General features: G+C 67.6%; 16 protein-coding genes. 7 read left to right on the top strand and 9 right to left on the bottom strand.

Annotated elements, in window-relative coordinates:
* Window positions 1–6: 6 nt before the first annotated feature.
* Entirely contained in the window at window positions 7–999 is a 993-nt protein-coding gene (gene ku, locus PNO31109_RS01040; RefSeq protein ID WP_150553777.1) for a non-homologous end joining protein Ku, read from the bottom strand.
* Between the two features lie 220 nt (window positions 1000–1219).
* Between ku and PNO31109_RS01035 the strand changes: the two genes are divergently transcribed.
* Together PNO31109_RS01035 and PNO31109_RS01030 are read left to right on the top strand one after the other, a co-directional pair.
* Window positions 1220–2008, top strand: coding sequence for a hypothetical protein (locus tag PNO31109_RS01035; protein WP_241013722.1), 789 nt, complete (start codon window positions 1220–1222; stop codon window positions 2006–2008).
* A 31-nt stretch (window positions 2009–2039) separates the two neighbouring features.
* Window positions 2040–2291 carry a hypothetical protein gene (locus PNO31109_RS01030; protein WP_150553776.1) on the top strand — a complete coding sequence of 84 codons (252 nt, stop codon included), beginning with the start codon at window positions 2040–2042 and terminating at the stop codon, window positions 2289–2291.
* A gap of 52 nt (window positions 2292–2343) precedes the next feature.
* Here PNO31109_RS01030 and PNO31109_RS01025 read toward each other — a convergent pair whose 3' ends face one another.
* The 6 genes from PNO31109_RS01025 to gtdA form a co-directional block, all read right to left on the bottom strand.
* Window positions 2344–3285, bottom strand: a complete 942-nt coding sequence (locus PNO31109_RS01025) for a 2-hydroxyacid dehydrogenase (RefSeq protein WP_150553775.1) — start codon at window positions 3283–3285, stop codon at window positions 2344–2346.
* A gap of 273 nt (window positions 3286–3558) precedes the next feature.
* Window positions 3559–4902 (bottom strand): MFS transporter, encoded by a 1344-nt coding sequence (locus tag PNO31109_RS01020; RefSeq protein ID WP_150553774.1) that lies wholly within the window; start codon window positions 4900–4902, stop codon window positions 3559–3561.
* 236 nt (window positions 4903–5138) lie between these two features.
* Window positions 5139–6356 (bottom strand): 3-hydroxybenzoate 6-monooxygenase, encoded by a 1218-nt coding sequence (locus tag PNO31109_RS01015; protein ID WP_150553773.1) that lies wholly within the window; start codon window positions 6354–6356, stop codon window positions 5139–5141.
* 36 nt (window positions 6357–6392) lie between these two features.
* Window positions 6393–7034 carry a maleylacetoacetate isomerase gene (gene maiA / locus PNO31109_RS01010; protein WP_150553772.1) on the bottom strand — a complete coding sequence of 214 codons (642 nt, stop codon included), beginning with the start codon at window positions 7032–7034 and terminating at the stop codon, window positions 6393–6395.
* Window positions 7035–7041: 7 nt separating this feature from the next.
* Window positions 7042–7740, bottom strand: a complete 699-nt coding sequence (locus tag PNO31109_RS01005) for a fumarylacetoacetate hydrolase family protein (protein ID WP_150553771.1) — start codon at window positions 7738–7740, stop codon at window positions 7042–7044.
* A gap of 149 nt (window positions 7741–7889) precedes the next feature.
* Window positions 7890–8927: a gentisate 1,2-dioxygenase gene (gene gtdA / locus PNO31109_RS01000; protein WP_150553770.1), complete on the bottom strand. Its 1038-nt coding sequence runs from the start codon at window positions 8925–8927 to the stop codon at window positions 7890–7892.
* Between the two features lie 189 nt (window positions 8928–9116).
* Between gtdA and PNO31109_RS00995 the strand changes: the two genes are divergently transcribed.
* The 3 genes from PNO31109_RS00995 to PNO31109_RS00985 all read left to right on the top strand — a co-directional run bounded on the left by PNO31109_RS00995 (window position 9117) and on the right by PNO31109_RS00985 (window position 11799).
* Window positions 9117–10067 carry a LysR family transcriptional regulator gene (locus PNO31109_RS00995; protein ID WP_150553769.1) on the top strand — a complete coding sequence of 317 codons (951 nt, stop codon included), beginning with the start codon at window positions 9117–9119 and terminating at the stop codon, window positions 10065–10067.
* Between the two features lie 94 nt (window positions 10068–10161).
* Window positions 10162–10743: a Holliday junction branch migration protein RuvA gene (ruvA, locus tag PNO31109_RS00990; protein ID WP_150553768.1), complete on the top strand. Its 582-nt coding sequence runs from the start codon at window positions 10162–10164 to the stop codon at window positions 10741–10743.
* 147 nt (window positions 10744–10890) lie between these two features.
* Complete coding sequence (locus tag PNO31109_RS00985) at window positions 10891–11799, top strand: LysR family transcriptional regulator (RefSeq protein WP_150553767.1); 909 nt, start codon at window positions 10891–10893, stop codon at window positions 11797–11799.
* Window positions 11800–11856: 57 nt separating this feature from the next.
* Here PNO31109_RS00985 and PNO31109_RS00980 read toward each other — a convergent pair whose 3' ends face one another.
* On the bottom strand, window positions 11857–13176 hold the full coding sequence (locus PNO31109_RS00980; protein WP_150553766.1) for an MFS family transporter: 1320 nt from the start codon (window positions 13174–13176) through the stop codon (window positions 11857–11859).
* Between the two features lie 490 nt (window positions 13177–13666).
* Here PNO31109_RS00980 and PNO31109_RS00975 point away from each other — a divergent pair, with 490 nt between their 5' ends.
* On the top strand, window positions 13667–14614 hold the full coding sequence (locus tag PNO31109_RS00975) for a 2-hydroxyacid dehydrogenase (protein ID WP_150553765.1): 948 nt from the start codon (window positions 13667–13669) through the stop codon (window positions 14612–14614).
* Between the two features lie 4 nt (window positions 14615–14618).
* Complete coding sequence (locus PNO31109_RS00970; protein WP_150553764.1) at window positions 14619–15350, top strand: GntR family transcriptional regulator; 732 nt, start codon at window positions 14619–14621, stop codon at window positions 15348–15350.
* An 85-nt stretch (window positions 15351–15435) separates the two neighbouring features.
* On the opposite strand, the gene PNO31109_RS00965 is transcribed toward PNO31109_RS00970, so the two are convergent.
* Window positions 15436–17124, bottom strand: coding sequence for an ABC transporter ATP-binding protein (locus tag PNO31109_RS00965; protein ID WP_150553763.1), 1689 nt, complete (start codon window positions 17122–17124; stop codon window positions 15436–15438).
* Between the last annotated feature and the right edge of the window lie 8 nt (window positions 17125–17132).

Here is a 17132-nt window from a genome sequence, read left to right as displayed (position 1 = left end):
TCCTCGTCACTCGTCCCTGTTTTTTCCGGCGCCCTTCGCACGCTTTGCCGGCGTCTTGTTTGGCGTGCCCTTCTTCGTCGAGCTCTTCTTCGTCGAGTCCTTCTTCGCCGTGCCCGAGCCCTTCGCGGACGCCCCCCGGCTCGGCTTCGCCGGTTTCGTTTCGACGTCCTCCGCCGCCTCGGCCGCCGGCTCACGCTTGCCTTTGGCGCCGAGACTTTGCCTGAGCAGCGCCATCAGGTCGGTGACGTTGCCGCCGGACAGTTTCGGCGCGCTCGCCTCGATCTGCGCGACCTCACGCGTCTGGCCAGAGGCGATCTTGCGATCGATCAGCGCCTTGAGGTCGTCCTGGAACGTGTCGTGGTAGTCGCCCGGACGCCAGGGCCCGGACATCTCGTCGATGAGCCGCATGGCCATGTCGAGCTCGCGCTCTCCGGGCGCGCTCAGTTTCTCGAGTTTCTCGCGCGTGAGCCCGACCTCCGCCGGATCGCGCATCTCGTCCTGCCAGCGCAGTGTGTCGAGCACGAGCGCATCGCCGGCCGGGGCGAGCACGGCCAGGTGTGCCCGCGTGTGCATCACCACACGGGCAATGCCGAGCTTGCCCGCCCTCACGAGCGCGGCATGGAGAAGGGCGTATGCCTTCGCGCCGCCGCGCTCGGGCACAAGGTAATAGGGCGTGTCGAGATACATGAACGACACATCGGTCGCGGCCACGAACGCCAGAATGTCGACGGTCTGCGTCGCCTCGGGGTTGGCGGAGCGGATCTCGTCGTCGCTCAGCACCACATAGTTGCCCTTCTCGTACTCGTAACCGTGCACGATCTGCTCGCGCGGCACCTCCTTGCCGGTCTCCTTGTTGATGCGCTTGTAGCCCACCGGAGACATGGTGCGTTTATCGAGCCAGTCGAGATCGAGCCTGTGCGTGGTCGACGCCGGAAACAGCGAGACAGGGATATTGACCAGTCCGAAGCTGATGGCGCCTTTCCAGATCGCGCGAGCCATAAATGCTCCCCATGCAGGATTCGGTGACAGGCAATGCAGGCGAGCCCGCTGCAATACCTGCACTATATGCACATGCGATCCGCGGTGCAGCAGTGGGTTCCAGCGTATTGATTTTCTCAATGTGTCTCGTCGACCGAAAGGATTCCTTGATGAAACGAAGCGGCATGTTCGTCATCCCACCGGAATCGGTACCTGCATCGAAGGCAAAGGGAGAATGGCGATGGCGAAGATTGTCGCAGGGCGTTTCACGACGTTCGATCAGGCGAATCTGGTGGCAAGCCGTTTGTACGACCGGGCATTCCGCCCGGCCGACGTTTCGGTGTTCTTTCTGAATCCCACGGGGCAGCACGCGCGCTTTGCGGTGGGCGGCGACGTGAATGCCGACGCCGCGGCGCGTCCGGCAGGCAAGGGCGCGGCGCAGGGCGTGGTGGCGGGCGGCGCGTTCGGGCTCGCGCTGGGCGCGTTGTTGTTCGTCACGCTGTGGCGCTTCTGGCTCGTGCCGGTGGTGGGGCTGATGGCCGGCGCCTATCTCGGCGCCTTTCTCGGCGCGTTGCAACGCCTGCGCGGTCGCGAGCAGGTGTCGGCGGCTCAGGCGGGCATGCGCGACGCCGGTGTGATGCTCGCCGCCCACGTCGACGATGTCACCTCGGATACGGCCATTGCCGTGCTGCGCGACGCTGGCGCGGCCGAAATCGAGGAGGCGGATGGCGTATGGGAAAACGGCGAGTGGCGTGACTTCGATCCGACGCGGCGCTCCGGCGCGCCGGAAAGGGACGTGGCGCGTCCGGAGCCGACCGTGGGCGTGGCGGCCAACGACGGGCCGGCGCGGCGGGAGCCGCGTGAGGGGCAGCGCGCACCGCGGGGGGATCAGCAGGCGGATCAGCAGGCGGATCAGCAGGACGATCAGCAGGCGGATCGGCAGGACGATCAGCGTGAGGCAGGGCGTCCCGACGCACGAGGGCGCGAGGACGCCACGCGCGCCAGTCCTCGTCGCACGGACTGGCTGTAGCATTTTCGATGTCGATTACGGGAGATTTGCCATGTTGTCGATCCACACCGGTTTCGTCGTCTGTCCCATCTGCCAGGCGCGCTTTCCCGTGGCGGCGAGCGAGCCGTCCGTCCAGGCGATGCTCGACTACCTGAGCTCCGATGCACAAGTCCGTTGCCCGACATGCGACACCGCGTTCCTCACGAGCCATGCCAAGAGCAGCATCGAACTCGAGCCCGTGAACGACGGCGAGACCCTCTCGCCGTCGCCCGAGCGCAGCATCGACGGGCTGGATAATCACTGACGCCAGTGATAGCCCATAGCCCACGCAGCCCGGGCGGCCCTGGTGCCTGTCGTCACAACGGCGTCAACAGCGCCTCGCCTGCCTGGTGGCGCCGCGTGTTCTCGAGGAACATGGCGAGGGTCGCGGCTTCGGCTTCGGGAGAGCGGCCGGCAACGTGGGGGCTGAGCACCACATTCGGCAAGTCGATGAGCGCCTGGGGCGGTGACGGCTCCCCCTCGTACACGTCCAGGCCCGCGCCCGCAATGACGCCCGCGCGCAGCGCGTTCGCAAGGGCTGCCGTGTCCACGACGCTGCCGCGGCCCACGTTCACCAGAAAGCCGTCCTTGCCCAGCGCGCGCAGCACTTGCGCGTCCACGAGATGGTGCGAAGCTTCTCCGCCCGGAGCCGTCACCACGAGATAATCCGCCCACTGCGCCAATGCCAGCACGCTGTCGAAATACCGATAATGCGCCGGCAGGTCGTTGCGAGGATTGCGATTGCGGTAGCCGATCTGCATGTCGAACCCTTCGGCCCGCCGGGCGAACTGGCGACCGACCGCGCCCAGCCCGACGATGCCCATCTTCTTGCCCGACACGCCCGGCTGCATGGGCAGCGCATCGCGCCATACGCCCTTGCGGCACGCCGCGTCGTACTCGGGAATGCGACGCACCGCCGCCAGCAGCAGCGCAAAACCCTGGTCCGCCACCGTCGCCGCGTTCGCGCCCGCCCCGTTGACCGCCGCGATCTGGCGAGCGCGCATCGCGGCGAGGTCCAGGTTCTCGTACCCGGCGCCCAACGCGCACACCAGCTCGACGTTCGGCAGATGCGCCAACTCGGCGGCGCTCAACCCCCGCGCGCCGTTGGTAAGCACAAAGCGCGCGCGCTCGCCTTCGGCGCCCCAGCCCTCCGGCACGGGCTGATGACCTGGCCGGTACACCACGTCGAAGTGCGGTCGCAGTTCGGCCAACTGTTCCGAATGCAGGGGAATCAGGACGAGAAGCGGGGGCAGTGACACCTTCAATCTCCACGGAAGTCGTGACAGGAATGAAAAAAGAACGCGAGGAGCGCACGATGCGGGATCGGTCCCCCCGGACATCGGCTCGGCCGCAGCAGCGGCACCCGCGCGCCATCCGACACTGTATTCCTGTTTGCGAGGGTTTGCGCCGCAGCATTCAATGCGCTCGCCGCGGGTGTCGCCATCCGCGCCACAAACGACGACGGGCGCCATCGCATGCCGCGAATGGCGCCCGAAGAATGCCGGGCCGGGCGTGGCGTCAGCCGAAACGGCTCAGGCCGCGATTTCCAGCGCGCGCGACGCCTGACGGTGGCGCAAGCGGCCCAGCGTGAGCATCGTCAGGCCGGCGAGTACGGCCGGCACGCCGATGGCGGCGAACAGCGCCGGCATCGACCAGCCCATCGCGAGCATGGACGCGCCCCCCACCGAGCCGACCACCGAGCCCAGACGTCCCACGCCGTTGGCCCAGCTCACGCCTGTCGCGCGGCAGTCGGTCGGATAGAACTCCGCGGACAGCGCATTCGCGCCGACCTGCCCGCCGGACACGCAGAAGCCGGCCCAGAACACGGCCACCGACGCGAGCACGGGTGAGCTGGCCAGCGGTCCCACGGCCGCAATGCAGATGCCGGCCAGCACGTAGGCCCCGGCCAGGACGTAATGCGGATTGAAGCGATCCATCAGCCAGCCCAGCACGATGGCGCCCAGCGTGCCGCCGACCTGGAACATGGCCGTGACGATGGCCGCGTTGCGCAGCGTCAGTCCGTTCGTGCGCAGGAGCGTCGGCAGCCAGCTCGAGAGCAGATAGATCACGAGCAGGCTCATGAAGAAGGTGACCCAGAACAGCAGCGTGCCGCGCAGCAGCTCCGGCTTGAACAGATGACCCACCGGCGACGTCGTGGACGGCTTCGATGCAATGTTGAACGTCGCGCCGCGCAGATCCTCATGCGGGGCAATACGCTGCAACGCGGCGGCCACGCGCTGCGGCGACTTGCCCGCCATCACGAGATAGCGCACAGACTCCGGCAGCGCACGCATCAGGACCACGCCCAGCGCGAGCGGCACCACGCCGCCGACGATCAGCACCGAGCGCCAGCCAAACGCGTCGATCAGCCCGGCCGACGCGAGACCGCCCAGCGCCGAGCCGAGCGTGAAGCCGCAGAACATCGTCGTCACGAGGAACGACCGGCGCGAGTCCGGGCAGTACTCGGACGTGAGCGTGATGGCATTGGGCATGGCGCCGCCCAGCCCGAGGCCGGTGAGAAAGCGCAGTGCAATCAGTTGCCACAGCTCGGCCGAGAACGCCGAGGCGAGACTCGCCAGTCCGAAGAACATCACGGAGAAGACCAGGATCGACTTGCGGCCGAACTTGTCGGCGAGCGGGCCGAACAGGAATGCCCCCGCCATCAGGCCCGCGAGCCCCGCGCCGAAGAGCGGGGCGAGGTGCGCCGGCGTGAGCGACCACTCGGCGCGGATGGCTGGGGCGATGAAGCCGATGGCCGCCGTGTCGAAGCCGTCGATGGCCACGATCAGGAAGCACAGGACGACGATCATCACCTGGAACGGCGAAATGCGATGCCGGTCGATGAACGCCGTCACGTTGATGGGGGTGGCTGGCATAGGTTGTCTCCTCGAAGGTGCCAGTCGCGGCGAGGCACAGGGCCCGCGTCGCGGTTGCGTTGCAGCGATTGTCGTGATGAGGCCGCCGCTGCCCGCGCGCGCCAGACGACAGGCGACGCAATGTCGGGCAGGGCGGCGGGCGGCAGCGCGGCGGCGCATACCCACACGCCGCGCTGCCGTCCGACCGGCTCCGTGCTGCCGGTTTTCTTGTGGTGATCCTGTGGCGATGCGGGGGCTTACTCGGCGCTCAGCCAGGGCGTTTGCGACAGGCAGTGCTCGGCGCGCCATCCGTGCAGCCATTGCAGCGCGTCGTAGAACTGCGTCTGCGTTCGGCCTTTCCACAGCGAATTACGCACCCAGCGATCCACGCCCTTGGCGTGATATACGCGGCCCATGTCGCGCGCGCCGTACAGCACCCGCGCGGTGCGGGGAATGCGCGCATGTTCGTATCGGCCGAAGGCGTCGACGAAATCGCCGTTGGCCGCCGCATACGCCGCGCCGAGCGTGACCGCGTCTTCGAGCGCCTGGCACGCGCCCTGCGCGATGTACTGCGTCATCGGGTGCGCCGCGTCGCCGAGAATCGTCGCGCGGCCGAAACTCCACTGCGCGACCGGGTCGCGATCGGCGGTGGCCCAGCGGCGCCACGACGTCGGACGGTCGAGCATCTGATGCGGCAGCGGGTCGATGCCCTCGAAGTACGACAGCACTTCCTCCTTGCTGCCGTCGCGCACGCCCCAGACTTCCTGCTCGCGGCTGTGGAACGTGACCACGAGGTTGTATTGCTTGCCGCCGCGCAGCGGGTAGTGCACGAGGTGGCAGTGCGGGCCGGCCCACACCACCGGCGCATTGACCTGCAGGTCCTCCGGCATGTTCTCGACGTCGACCACGGCGCGGTACACCACGTGCCCCGTCACGCGCGGCTCGTCGCCGATGAGCACGGCGCGCACGGCGGACTTCACGCCGTCGCAGCCGATCACGGCGTCGGCCGTATGGCGCTCGCCATGCTGGTCGACGACCGTCACGCCGGCGTCGTCCTGCTCCAGCGAGACGACGCGCGTGGCGGTGCGGAACCGGATGAGCGGATTGCGCTGCACCGCCTCGAGAATCGACAGATGGATGTCGGCGCGGTGGATCACAGCGTAAGGGTTGCCGAAGCGCTCGCGATACGGGGCGCCCACGTCGACCTCGGCGATCACGCTGCGGTCGATCGCGTCGCGCAGCGTGATGTGGTCGGTGAAGACCGAGCGTGCGCGCGCCGCCTCCCCCACGCCGAGCGCGTCGAGCGCGGCGAACGCATTGGCGGCGAGCTGAATGCCCGCGCCGATCTCGCCAATGGTCTCGGCCTGCTCGAGCAGTTCGATGCGCACGCCCTGATTGGCGAGGGCCAGCGCGGCCGCGAGGCCGCCGATACCGCCGCCGACCACGAGCGCCTTGGGTTGATGGGTTTGTGTCATGTTGTCTCCTGCGGCCCTTCCAGCCGTGAATCGGGATTACGCCGTGTAGTCCGGCTGATGGTCGGGGGCGGCCGCGCGGAAGGCCGGATGCGCCGACGCGTGCTCGAACACCGCCATCGCCTTCGGGTAGGCCGACAGGTCGCACCCCATGCGCCGGGCGTTGGCGATCTGCGGGACGAGGCAGATGTCGGCGAGCGTGGGCGCCTCGCCGAAGCACCACGGGCCCTGGCCGTGCTTGTCGAGCAGGCGCTCCACGCCGGCCATGCCCTCAGCGACCCAGTGCCGATACCACGCGTCTTTCTGCGCGGCCGTGAGCGCCAGCGGGCCTTGCAGGTACTTCAGGACGCGCAGGTTGTTGACCGGGTGAATATCGCAACTGACGAGCATCGACAGCTCGAGCACGCGGGCGCGCGCTTCGGTGTCCTGCGGCACCAGACGCACCTGCGGATACTTCACGTCGAGGTAGTCGAGGATCGCCAGCGACTGGCCCAGCGTCATCTCGCCGTCGACGAGCGCGGGCACGGCCGCCGACGGGTTCACTTCGTCGACGTAAGTGCTGGCCCGATGCTCGCCCAAGCGAATGTTCACCGGGATCGTGTCGAACGCCAGTCCCTTGAGCGCAAGCGCGATGCGCACGCGGTACGACGTCGAACTGTTGAAGAAGCTGTAGAGCTGCATGACGACCTCAGACCACGCGCACCTTGATTTCGCCGAGCCCTTCGACTGCCGTGACCATCGTCTCGCCGGCCTTGACCGGGCCCACGCCCTCGGGCGTGCCGGTGTAGATCAGATCGCCCGGCTCCAGGCGGAAGAACTGCGATAGATACGACACGGTTTCCGCGACCGACCAGATCAGATGCGTGATGTCGCTCTTTTGCTTTTGCACGCCATCGACCGTGAGCGAGATCGCGGCCTTTTCGATGTGGCCGACGACCGAGGCGGGATGGATCGGGCCGATGGGCGCCGACGCGTCGAAGGCCTTGCCGATTTCCCACGGCCGGCCCATCTCGCGCATCTTCATCTGCAGATCGCGGCGCGTCATGTCGAGCCCGACCGCGTAGCCCCAGACGTGCTCGAGCGCCTGCTCGAGCGGGATGTCGGAGCCGGCCTTGCCGATCGCGGCCACCAGTTCGGCCTCGTAGTGGTAGTTGTTCGTCTGGGCCGGATACTTCAGCGTCAGCGTGTCGCCGTAGGCGACGGGGAGCACGGCGTCGGCCGGCTTGCAGAAGAAGAACGGCGGCTCGCGGTCCGGATCGAAGCCCATCTCGCGCGCGTGGGCGGCGTAGTTGCGGCCGACGCAGTACACGCGGCGCACGGCGAACTGGTCGTTGCTGCCGGCAACGGGAATGGCGACGGTGGCGGGTGGAGCGAAGACGAAGGACATGGTGTTTGACTCGACTAAAAGGGAAACGTTGGGGCGTCGCCGATGCGGGGCGACGCCGGTTCGTGAATGAATGAAGCGAAGGCGTTCGTGGTGTCCGTTGCGTTCGTTGCGTTCGTCGGGCCCGCGATGGGCGGGCAATGAGGCCGCGCTCAGGTGCGCGACTCCCGCAGCAGGTTCAGCGCGGCGAGCACCGGGCGGTCCGAGTAGCTGAACAGCACCGCGTCTTCGAGCGCAGCGAGCTGCACCGGCGCCCACGACGGCACGACGAAGTGGTCGCGCGGCTCGAACTGGAACACCTCGTCGCCGATGCGCACCGTGCCGCGGCCTTCCACGACCGAGAACACCGTCGCGTCGGTGCTGCGATAGGTCTTGCCCTGGAACCCGGCGGGCAGGTATTGCATGAACGTGGCCATCGTCGGCATCGGCCAGCCGCCGGTGGCCGGGTTGACGTAGCGCAGCTTGATGCCGTCCCACGGATCGAGTTCACCGTTGCGGTACAGCGTGTCGAGCGCTTCGCGCGAGCGGGCATACGGGTAGCTGAAGATGGGCGAGGTCGGGTCGCTGACCTTGTGATGCACCGGCAGCATGTTGAAGCCGTAGCGCGCGAAGCTGTCGCCTTCGGGGCGCTGCACCGGTTGCTGCGCCTGCGGGTAGTTCTCGGCGAAGCCGGCGTCGAAGTACTGCACGAGCGGAATGTCGAGGCCGTCGAGCCACACGACCGGCTCGCCGTCGGCCGGGTTGCCGTGGTCGTGCCAGGTCCACGACGGCGTGATGATGAAGTCGCCCGGCGCCATGGTCGTGCGCTCGCCGTCCACGGCGGTCCATGCGCCGCGCCCTTCCACGATGAAGCGCAGGGCCGATTGCGTGTGACGGTGGCTCGGCGCGATCTCGCCCGGCAGGATCAGTTGCAGGCCCGCATAGAGCGAGCCGGTGATGCTCGACGAGCCTGGCGTGCCCGGATTTTGCAGGATGAGCACGCGGCGCACGGCCTCTTCGGCGCTGATCACATTGCCCGCTTCCATCACCAGCGGGCGCACCTCGCGGTATTTCCAGATCGCCGGCACCACGCGCGGGCGCGGCTGGGGCGGCACGAGGCTATGCAGCGATTCCCACAGCGGGGCCATGTGGTTGCGGCCAATGTGTTCGTAGTAGGCAGCGCGCTCGGCGCTGGGGGCGCGTTCGGACATGCGTGTCTCCGTATGGCTCCGTATGGTTATGAAGTCGGGTGGCCCGGGAAACGGGCCGCCGGCTGATCTATGGATAGCGTTATACTCGGCGAGACATAATCTTTGAAATGAAAAAATCATCGAATCCATACGAAAAATCGTATGGATCGACCGATCTGAAAGGCATCCCCGGGTGCCCGGAGAGCGCGCATGGACTGGACCCACCGCCTGCGTCTGCGCAATCTGCAGATGCTGCTGACCCTTGCCGAGACCGGCAACATGAGCCAATCCGCGGCTTTGCTCAATACGACGCAGCCCGGTTTGTCGAAGTGGCTCAAGGACCTGGAGGACGATATCGGCCTGCCGTTGTTCGAGCGTCAGGCGCGCGGCCTGCGCCCCACGGTCTACGGGGAAGCCCTGATCGAGCACGCCCGGCGCATCGAGGCGCAGCTCGACACGGCCCGTGACGATCTCGACGCCATGCGCGAGGGTGGCAGCGGGCTGGTGGCGATCGGCACGTCGGGCGCGTCCTCCGCGGACACTGTGCCGCTCGCGGTGCTGCTGTTGCTCCAGCGCATGCCGCGCGTGCAGGCGCGTGTCATCGAAAACACCATGGACCGGCTGATGAACCAGCTCGCGCACAGCGAGATCGACATCGTCGTGGGGCGCTCGGCGCCGGAACTGCAGGATCGCAACGTGCGCGCCGAGGCGCTGTATCTGGAGCCGCTGCACTTCGTCGCCCGCGCCCGGCACCCCGTCTTCTCGCTCGCCAGCGTCGACTGGCCGGACATTCATCGTTATCGGTGGGTGGTGTGGCCGCGCGGCACGCCGATTCGCAACGCGCTGGAGGCAGCACTCGGTGAGGCGGGATACCCGCTGCCGAACGACACGGTCGAATCGAATTCGACGATTCTCAATCTCACGCTGCTCAACAACAGCGACATGATCGGTCTGGCCTCGCACCGAACCGCTCGACGGCTCGAAGCGCTCGGCGCGCTGCGCATCGTGCCGCTGCGTCTGGCTGGCTTCGGTGCGATCTCGATGTACTGGCGCGACGATGGCGCCAACCGCGCGGCCGTCGCGGCGGCGCTCGAGTGCCTGCGCGCGGCGGCCACGCGATCGACCGGGGACGCCGTCGCGGGCGTCGAAGGGCAGGGGTGAGCCCCCGTGGCGGCGCGGCGACCTGCCCGAGCGCGCCGCCACGTCGCCGTTTGCTACACTTGCCGCCTGTCGAAGTCACTCTCTCGGGGCGTCAATGATTGGCCGCATCTCCGGCACGTTGCTGGAAAAGAACCCGCCGCACATCCTGGTCGATTGCCAGGGCGTGGGCTACGAAATTTCGGTGCCCATGAGCACCTTCTTCAACCTGCCCAACGTGGGCGAGCGCGTGACGTTGCTCACCCAGTTCATCGTGCGCGAAGACGCGCAGCTGCTCTTCGGCTTTGGCTCGCCCGACGAACGCAACACCTTTCGCGAACTGCTCAAGATCTCCGGCGTGGGCGCACGCACGGCTCTCGCCATCCTCTCCGGCATGAGCGTGGCCGACATCGCGCAGGCCGTGACGCTGCAGGAATCGGGGCGCCTCACCAAGATCCCGGGCATCGGCAAGAAGACGGCCGAGCGACTACTGCTCGAACTCAAGGGCAAGCTCGGCGCACAACTGGGCACCGTGCCGGGCGCGGCGACGCCGCATGATCACAAGAGCGACGTCGTCAACGCACTGCTCGCGTTGGGTTATTCCGACAAGGAAGCGATCGCGGCCGTCAAGACCGTGCCCGAAGGCACGAGCGTGTCGGACGGCATCAAGCATGCGCTCAAGTCGCTTTCCAAGGCTTGACGCGAGTGCGGGCGAAGGGCGAGACCGGAAGCGCAACGGTAAGCGCAACCGAATGTGGCCGCCACTGCGGGCCGAAAGGGTATGGCAGGCGCGGCGCGCCGAGGGCCATGCGCAATACGGCGGCAGGGGGAGCGGTGGGGAGACGGCATGCAACTGCGATGGCTTGAAGACTTCGTCGAACTCGCACGCACGCGCAGTTTCACGCGGGCGGCCGAGAATCGCTTCGTCACGCATCCGGCCTTCGGCCGGCGCATTCGCGCGCTGGAAGAATGGGTCGGCACCCGGCTCATCGAGCGCACGAAGCCGCTCGAGCTCACCGCCGCCGGCACCGTCTTTCTCGACGCGGCCACCAACGCGCTCGACATCCTTCACAGCGCCCGCACCCAATTGCAGGACGCCGCGCCCACGCTCGAAAACAACCTGAAGATCGCCACGGGCCGCACGCTCGCCGCCACGTTTTTCCCGGACTGGTACGACCAAACCGTGGCGCGCATCGGCGCCTTCACCGCCACGCTGTCCACCGGCGGCGCGGAGCAGGCGATTTTGCGGCTCGCCGCCGGCGAAGTCGATCTGCTGATTGTCTATTCCAGCGCGCACACGCGGCTGCTCATCGATCAGGACCGTTTCGACTGGTTGAGCGTGGCGCGCGAGGTGCTGGTGCCGGTCAGCGCCCTCGACGCCCAGGGACGCGCCAAATACCGGCTGGCGGCCGGGCCGACGCCGATTCCATGGCTGGCGTTCACGCGCACGCTCACACTGCGCGCGGTGCTCGCGCGCCACCTCGCCGAAATGCCGAACCGGCCCACGCTCAGGCCCGTCTATCAGGCCGATTCGTATGAGGCGATTCTCGCAATGGCGCGCCGCGGCGCCGGCATTGCCTGGCTGCCGCAGCGCCTCGTGGCGGACGACGTCGCGTGCGGCACGCTCGCCATCGTCGGCGGCAAGGACTGGCAGATCGGCTTCGACATTGCGCTGTACCGCCGCCGCCATCAACCGCATCCGGTGCTCGACGCGATCTGGCAGAGCACGCGCCAGGCCTCGGGGGACGACGCCTGACGCCCGCGCGCTCGCCGGGCAGGCTCGGCCATGCGCCTTGCCGCCCGGCCGTCACGATCAGTGTTCGTGATGCAGATACCTGGCTTCGCGCGGCAGACGCAGACTCACGAGGAATGCGATCACCATCATGCCGGTGACATACCAGTAGAACGTCGGCTCCATGCCGGCCTTCTTCAGCCCCAGCGCCACGTATTCGGCCGAACCGCCGAAGATCGCATTGGCGACGGCGTAGGCCAGACCCACGCCCAGGGCGCGCACTTCCGTCGGGAACATCTCGGCCTTCACGATGCCGCTGATCGACGTGTAGAAGCTCACGATCGCCAGCGCCACGCAGATCAGCACGAAGGCGACGACCGGGCTGTGCACGGTCTTGAGCGCGGTGAGGATCGGCACCGTGGCGATCGCGCCGAGCGCGCCGAAGAGCAGCATGTTGTTGCGGCGGCTGATGCGGTCCGAGAGCATGCCAAAGAGCGGCTGCATGCACATGTACACGAACAGACAGCCCGTCATGACGTAGCTGGCCGTCTTGATCGGCATGCCGGCCGTGTTGACCAGGTACTTCTGCATGTACGTCGTGAACGTGTAGAAGATCAGCGAGCCGCCCGCGGTATAGCCCAGCACCGTGAAGAACGCCGCCTTATGATGGCGGAACAGGCCCGCGAGCGTACCGGCTTCGCGATTGGTGCGGCTCGCCGTCGTCGACGTTTCGTGCAGCGTGCGACGCAGCAGCAGCGCGACCACGGCCGTGATCGCGCCGACCACGAACGGAATGCGCCAGCCCCATGCCTTGAGTTCGGCCTCGTCCAGCAGTTGCTGGAGAATCACGACCACCAGCACGGCGAGTAGCTGGCCGCCGATGAGGGTGACGTACTGGAACGACGAGAAGAAGCCGCGGCGGCCCTTGAGCGCCACTTCACTCATGTAAGTGGCCGTGGTGCCGTACTCGCCGCCGACCGACAGGCCTTGCAGCAGACGCGCCAAGAGCAGCAGCGCGGGCGCCCAGTTGCCGATGCTCGCGTGCGTGGGCAGCGCGGCGATGAGCAGCGAGCCGAAGCACATCATCATCACCGAGATGACCATCGAGTTCTTGCGGCCGTTGCGATCGGCAATACGGCCGAACAGCCAGCCGCCGATGGGGCGCATGAGAAAGCCCGCGGCGAACACGCCGGCCGTGTTGAGTAGCTGCGCGGTCGGATCCGAGCTGGGGAAGAACGCCGGCGCGAAATAGATCGCGCAGAACGCATAGATATAGAAGTCGAACCACTCGACCAGATTGCCCGACGATGCAGCGACGATCGCGAACACGCGCTTGCGGACTTCTTCGGGGGTGGGGGGCTTGGCGCCGATTTCGGCGTTGAGTGTAGCTGTCTCTTTCATTTCTACTGGCGATGGGGGCACCGCGTTGACTACGTTTGCAACACGACGCGCAACGCCCGCCGTCATATCCGGTTCACACCGGGTCTCGTTGGCGGAGCCTCGCGTCGCGGGGGCGGGGCCACTATAGCGGGTATGGGCGGGACCGCACAATGCCCGGGCGCCAGATCCATTATTGTGAATATGGAAACAATCGACGGAATTGTTGCTGTGCAGCATGGCGATCACGCCCGCCGGGCGGCGTTCCCCGTCGGATGAAGATCCGTCCCGGCCGCAGGGAAAGCCGGGGGAAATTTTCCGAAATTTTCTCGCCGGACGAGAGCCGGGCGCGGGCGTCGCCGCTTATGCCCGGACGCCACGTACATTTGCGCGGTGCATTCATAAGCTATTCGATAAGAAATGCTTAGCCGGCCGGGAAGCGGCCGGTAGCATGGGAGGCCGCTCTCTCTCCCGAAGCCCTCGCGTGTTGTCGCGAGGCGCCACTCCAGAAGTCATGCAAGGCGATACGTTATTGATCAAGTCGGGCGGCGCCGCCGCATTGCCCGAATGGCAGCACCACTTTGCGCGGCTGATGCCTGGTCTGCGCGTGTGCGGATGGGACGACCCGTTCGTCGATGCGCGCAATGTCAGGTATGCGCTCGTCTGGCAACCCGACCCGGGGCGCCTCGCTCGCTATCCCCGGCTGCGTCTGATCCTGAGCGCGGCCGCGGGCGTCGATCACATTCTCGCCGATCCGAAGCTGCCGCCCAACGTGCCGATCGTCCGCATGGTCACCGAGGAGACGCGCGAGCGCATGAGCGACTTCGTTACCCTGTCGGCGCTGGCCATCGTGCGCGACATGCCCGCGCTCGTGGCCGCACAACGCGACGGCCAGTGGGCCTGCGACCTTACCGGGCGCCTCGCGCGTGACACCCGCGTGAGTGTGCTCGGACTCGGCGAGCTGGGCCGTGCAGTGGCGGCGAGGCTGCGCGCCAACGGCTTTCGGGTGAACGGCTGGACGCGCACGGCGAAGCCGGCGGAGAACGTGCCGGTGTTCTCGGGGGAAGGGCAACTCGACGCGTTGCTCGCGCAGACGGACATCCTGGTCAACCTCCTGCCCGATACGCCGGCCACGCGCGGCATTCTCGGCCGCCGCCTCTTCGCTCGCCTGCCCGCGGGCGCCAGCCTCATTCAGGTGGGACGCGGCGCGCACCTCGATCGTCATGCGCTCCTTGACGCCCTCGACAGCGGACGCCTGCGCTGGGCCGTGGTCGATGTCTTCGACATCGAGCCACTGCCGCCGGACGATGCGCTGCGCCGCCATCCCAAGGTGCTCGTGACGCCGCACATCGCATCGACGGTGTCGTATGCCGCTCGCGCCCGGCAGGTGGCCGACGTCCTTGGCGCGCATTTGCGCGGCGCGCCGCTGCCATTCGTCTACGACGCTGCGCGGGGGTACTGACATCATGACGAGCGACTTGCGCGCGAGTGAAGACGCCGCCGCCACCGCGCGCGGCGACGACGCTTACGAGCGCATCCGGCACGACGTCCTGACTTGCGCGATCATGCCCGGCGCCATCGTGAGCGAGGCCGAGCTCATGCGCCGCTACGGCATCGCGCGCACCAGTTGCCGGGTGGCGCTGGTGCGGCTCGTGCACGAAGGCTTCGCGCGAGCGATCCCGCGTCAGGGGTATCGCATCTCGCCGATCACGTTGGCGGACGTCGAGGAAATCTTCACCCTGCGCGCACAGCTCGAGCCGATGGCGGCGCGGCTTGCGTGCGGCAACGTCGACACCGAATTGCTCGCGCGGCTGGACCAGGCCTGCGAAGCGCCTTACGCCCACAAGCCCATCGGCCACCAGATCGCGTGGTTCCTGCACACCAACCGCAAGTTTCACCTGACGATCGCGGCCGCGAGCGGCAATGCGCGGCTATACCGCACGCTGGCCGGCCTGATGGACGACATGGCCCGGCTCGTGTCACTCGGCTTCGGCGTGCAGGGCGTGCGCCCCGGCATCGAACACGACCACGAGGGCATCATCGAGGCGTTCGCGGCCGGCAATGGCGCGCGCGCCGAAGCGCTCGCCCGCCGGCATATCGAGACCTTCCTGCAGCAAACCAAGGAGCAGGTGTTCGCGAGCCTCTCCAGTGCGGGCACGTGGCTTCCCTATTTTTCCATTGCCGAGCTAAGAAAGTAGCTGGCGCATGCCCACTGCCCCTGCCGCTCATGTGCCGCTCATGTGCCGCTCATGTCGCTCATGTCGCTCATGTCGTTCATGTCGTTCATGCCGCGGTGCGAGCGCGCGCGTCTTCGTGACGCCGCCCCGGAATCGCGTCGAGCAGTGCGCGCGTGTACGGATGTGACGGCGCGCGGAAGATCGACGCCGTGTCGCCGTACTCGACCACGCTGCCCGATTTCATGACGGCGAGCGAGTCGCACAGCTGCGCGGCGACGCGCAGATCATGCGTGATGAAGATCATCGACAGGCCCAGTTCCGTCTTCAGCCGCGCGAGCAGGCGCAGCACCTGCGCTTGCACGGAGACGTCGAGGGCGGAGACGGGTTCGTCCGCCACCAGCACGCGCGGGCGCATCGCGAGCGCGCGCGCGAGCCCGATGCGCTGTCGCTGACCGCCGGAGAATTCGTGCGGGAAGCGATCCAGCGCGTCGGCGCTCAGGCCCACCAGCTCGAACAGCTCACGTGCGTGCGTCCGTGCCTCGCGGGGCGGCTCGCCGCGTGCGATGGGCCCTTGCGTGACGATGTCGCCCACACGGCGTCGCGGGTTGAGTGAACTGAACGGGTCCTGGAACACCATCTGGATGTCGAGGGCCGCTCGGCGCGCTTCGGCGCTGAGCGTACCGGCGGCAAGGTCGGCGTCGCGATAGAGGATGCGTCCGGCGTCAGGCGTCATCAGCCGAAGGATCGCGCGCGCGAGCGTCGACTTGCCCGACCCGCTTTCGCCGACGATGCCCAGCGTCTTGCCTGCGCCGACTTCCAGGCTCACGTCGCGCAACGCGGCCGTGTGTGCCTGCGCCTTGCCGGGCCAGCCATGGCGCCGGTACGTCTTGCGCACCTGCTCGACACGCAGCACCGCCGGCGTGCCGCTGCTCTCGCGGCGGGGCATGCCCGACGCGTCCGGCACGCCGGACACGCCTGACACGCCGGACGTCGCCGGACCCGGCCGGGGCAACGCCGGCACCGCCGCGATCAGCGCTCGCGTGTACTCGTGCGAAGGCCGGGTGAGCAGCGTTTGCGCGGGGCCTTGCTCCACGATCTCGCCGTGCCGCATCACTGCGACCCGGTCGGCGATCTCGGCCACCACGCCGAAGTCGTGCGTGATGAACAGCACGCCCGTGTCCTTGCGCTGCTGGAGTTCGCGAATGAGCGCGAGGATTTGCGCTTGCGTGGTCACGTCGAGTGCGGTGGTCGGCTCGTCGGCGATGAGCAGCTCCGGCTCGAGGGCGAGCGCCATCGCGATCATCGCGCGCTGGCGCTGGCCGCCCGACAGTTCGTGCGGATAACGTTTGGCGGCGTCGGGCGGCGACGGGATATGCACCGCCTCCAGCCATTCCAGGGTGCGCGCGCGAATCGCGCTGCCGGACAGGCGCGTGTGCGTGCGATAGACCTCGGCGATCTGATCGCCGATGGTGCGCAACGGATTGAGCGCCGTCATCGGTTCCTGGAAGATCATGCCGATGCGCGCGCCGCGCCAGCGGCGACGCTGCGCTTCGGGCAGCGCCAGCAGATTCCCTTCGCCGTGCCAGGCCGCGCGCCCCGCGCTCACGCGCACACCCGGCGGCAGCAATCCGAGCAGCGTGCTCGCGGTCATCGACTTGCCCGAACCGCTTTCTCCGACCATGCAAAGAATTTCGCCGCGTGCGAGGGAGAACGACACGTCGTGAAGCGCGTGCGGGCGGTCCGCCCCGGCAGGCAGATCGAGAGTGAGGTGTTGGACGTCGAGCAGTGTCGTCATGATGCAAG

It is taken from the genome of Pandoraea nosoerga (assembly GCF_902459585.1).
Classification (GTDB): Bacteria; Pseudomonadota; Gammaproteobacteria; order Burkholderiales; family Burkholderiaceae; genus Pandoraea; species Pandoraea nosoerga.
The sequence above is the reverse complement of the archived record's forward strand: the minus strand, read 5'-3'. Positions and strand labels throughout refer to the sequence as shown.

Excerpts from the sequence above, each read along its gene's own strand:
- ku (WP_150553777.1), bottom strand. The coding sequence starts at position 999 with ATGGCTCGCGCGATCTGGAAAGGCGCCATCAGCTTCGGACTGGTCAAT.
- PNO31109_RS01035 (WP_241013722.1), top strand. The coding sequence starts at position 1,220 with ATGGCGAAGATTGTCGCAGGGCGTTTCACGACGTTCGATCAGGCGAAT.
- PNO31109_RS01030 (WP_150553776.1), top strand. The coding sequence starts at position 2,040 with ATGTTGTCGATCCACACCGGTTTCGTCGTCTGTCCCATCTGCCAGGCG.
- PNO31109_RS01020 (WP_150553774.1), bottom strand. The coding sequence starts at position 4,902 with ATGCCAGCCACCCCCATCAACGTGACGGCGTTCATCGACCGGCATCGC.
- PNO31109_RS01015 (WP_150553773.1), bottom strand. The coding sequence starts at position 6,356 with ATGACACAAACCCATCAACCCAAGGCGCTCGTGGTCGGCGGCGGTATC.
- maiA (WP_150553772.1), bottom strand. The coding sequence starts at position 7,034 with ATGCAGCTCTACAGCTTCTTCAACAGTTCGACGTCGTACCGCGTGCGC.
- PNO31109_RS01005 (WP_150553771.1), bottom strand. The coding sequence starts at position 7,740 with ATGTCCTTCGTCTTCGCTCCACCCGCCACCGTCGCCATTCCCGTTGCC.
- gtdA (WP_150553770.1), bottom strand. The coding sequence starts at position 8,927 with ATGTCCGAACGCGCCCCCAGCGCCGAGCGCGCTGCCTACTACGAACAC.
- PNO31109_RS00995 (WP_150553769.1), top strand. The coding sequence starts at position 9,117 with ATGGACTGGACCCACCGCCTGCGTCTGCGCAATCTGCAGATGCTGCTG.
- ruvA (WP_150553768.1), top strand. The coding sequence starts at position 10,162 with ATGATTGGCCGCATCTCCGGCACGTTGCTGGAAAAGAACCCGCCGCAC.
- PNO31109_RS00985 (WP_150553767.1), top strand. The coding sequence starts at position 10,891 with ATGCAACTGCGATGGCTTGAAGACTTCGTCGAACTCGCACGCACGCGC.
- PNO31109_RS00980 (WP_150553766.1), bottom strand. The coding sequence starts at position 13,176 with ATGAAAGAGACAGCTACACTCAACGCCGAAATCGGCGCCAAGCCCCCC.
- PNO31109_RS00975 (WP_150553765.1), top strand. The coding sequence starts at position 13,667 with ATGCAAGGCGATACGTTATTGATCAAGTCGGGCGGCGCCGCCGCATTG.
- PNO31109_RS00970 (WP_150553764.1), top strand. The coding sequence starts at position 14,619 with ATGACGAGCGACTTGCGCGCGAGTGAAGACGCCGCCGCCACCGCGCGC.
- PNO31109_RS00965 (WP_150553763.1), bottom strand. The coding sequence starts at position 17,124 with ATGACGACACTGCTCGACGTCCAACACCTCACTCTCGATCTGCCTGCC.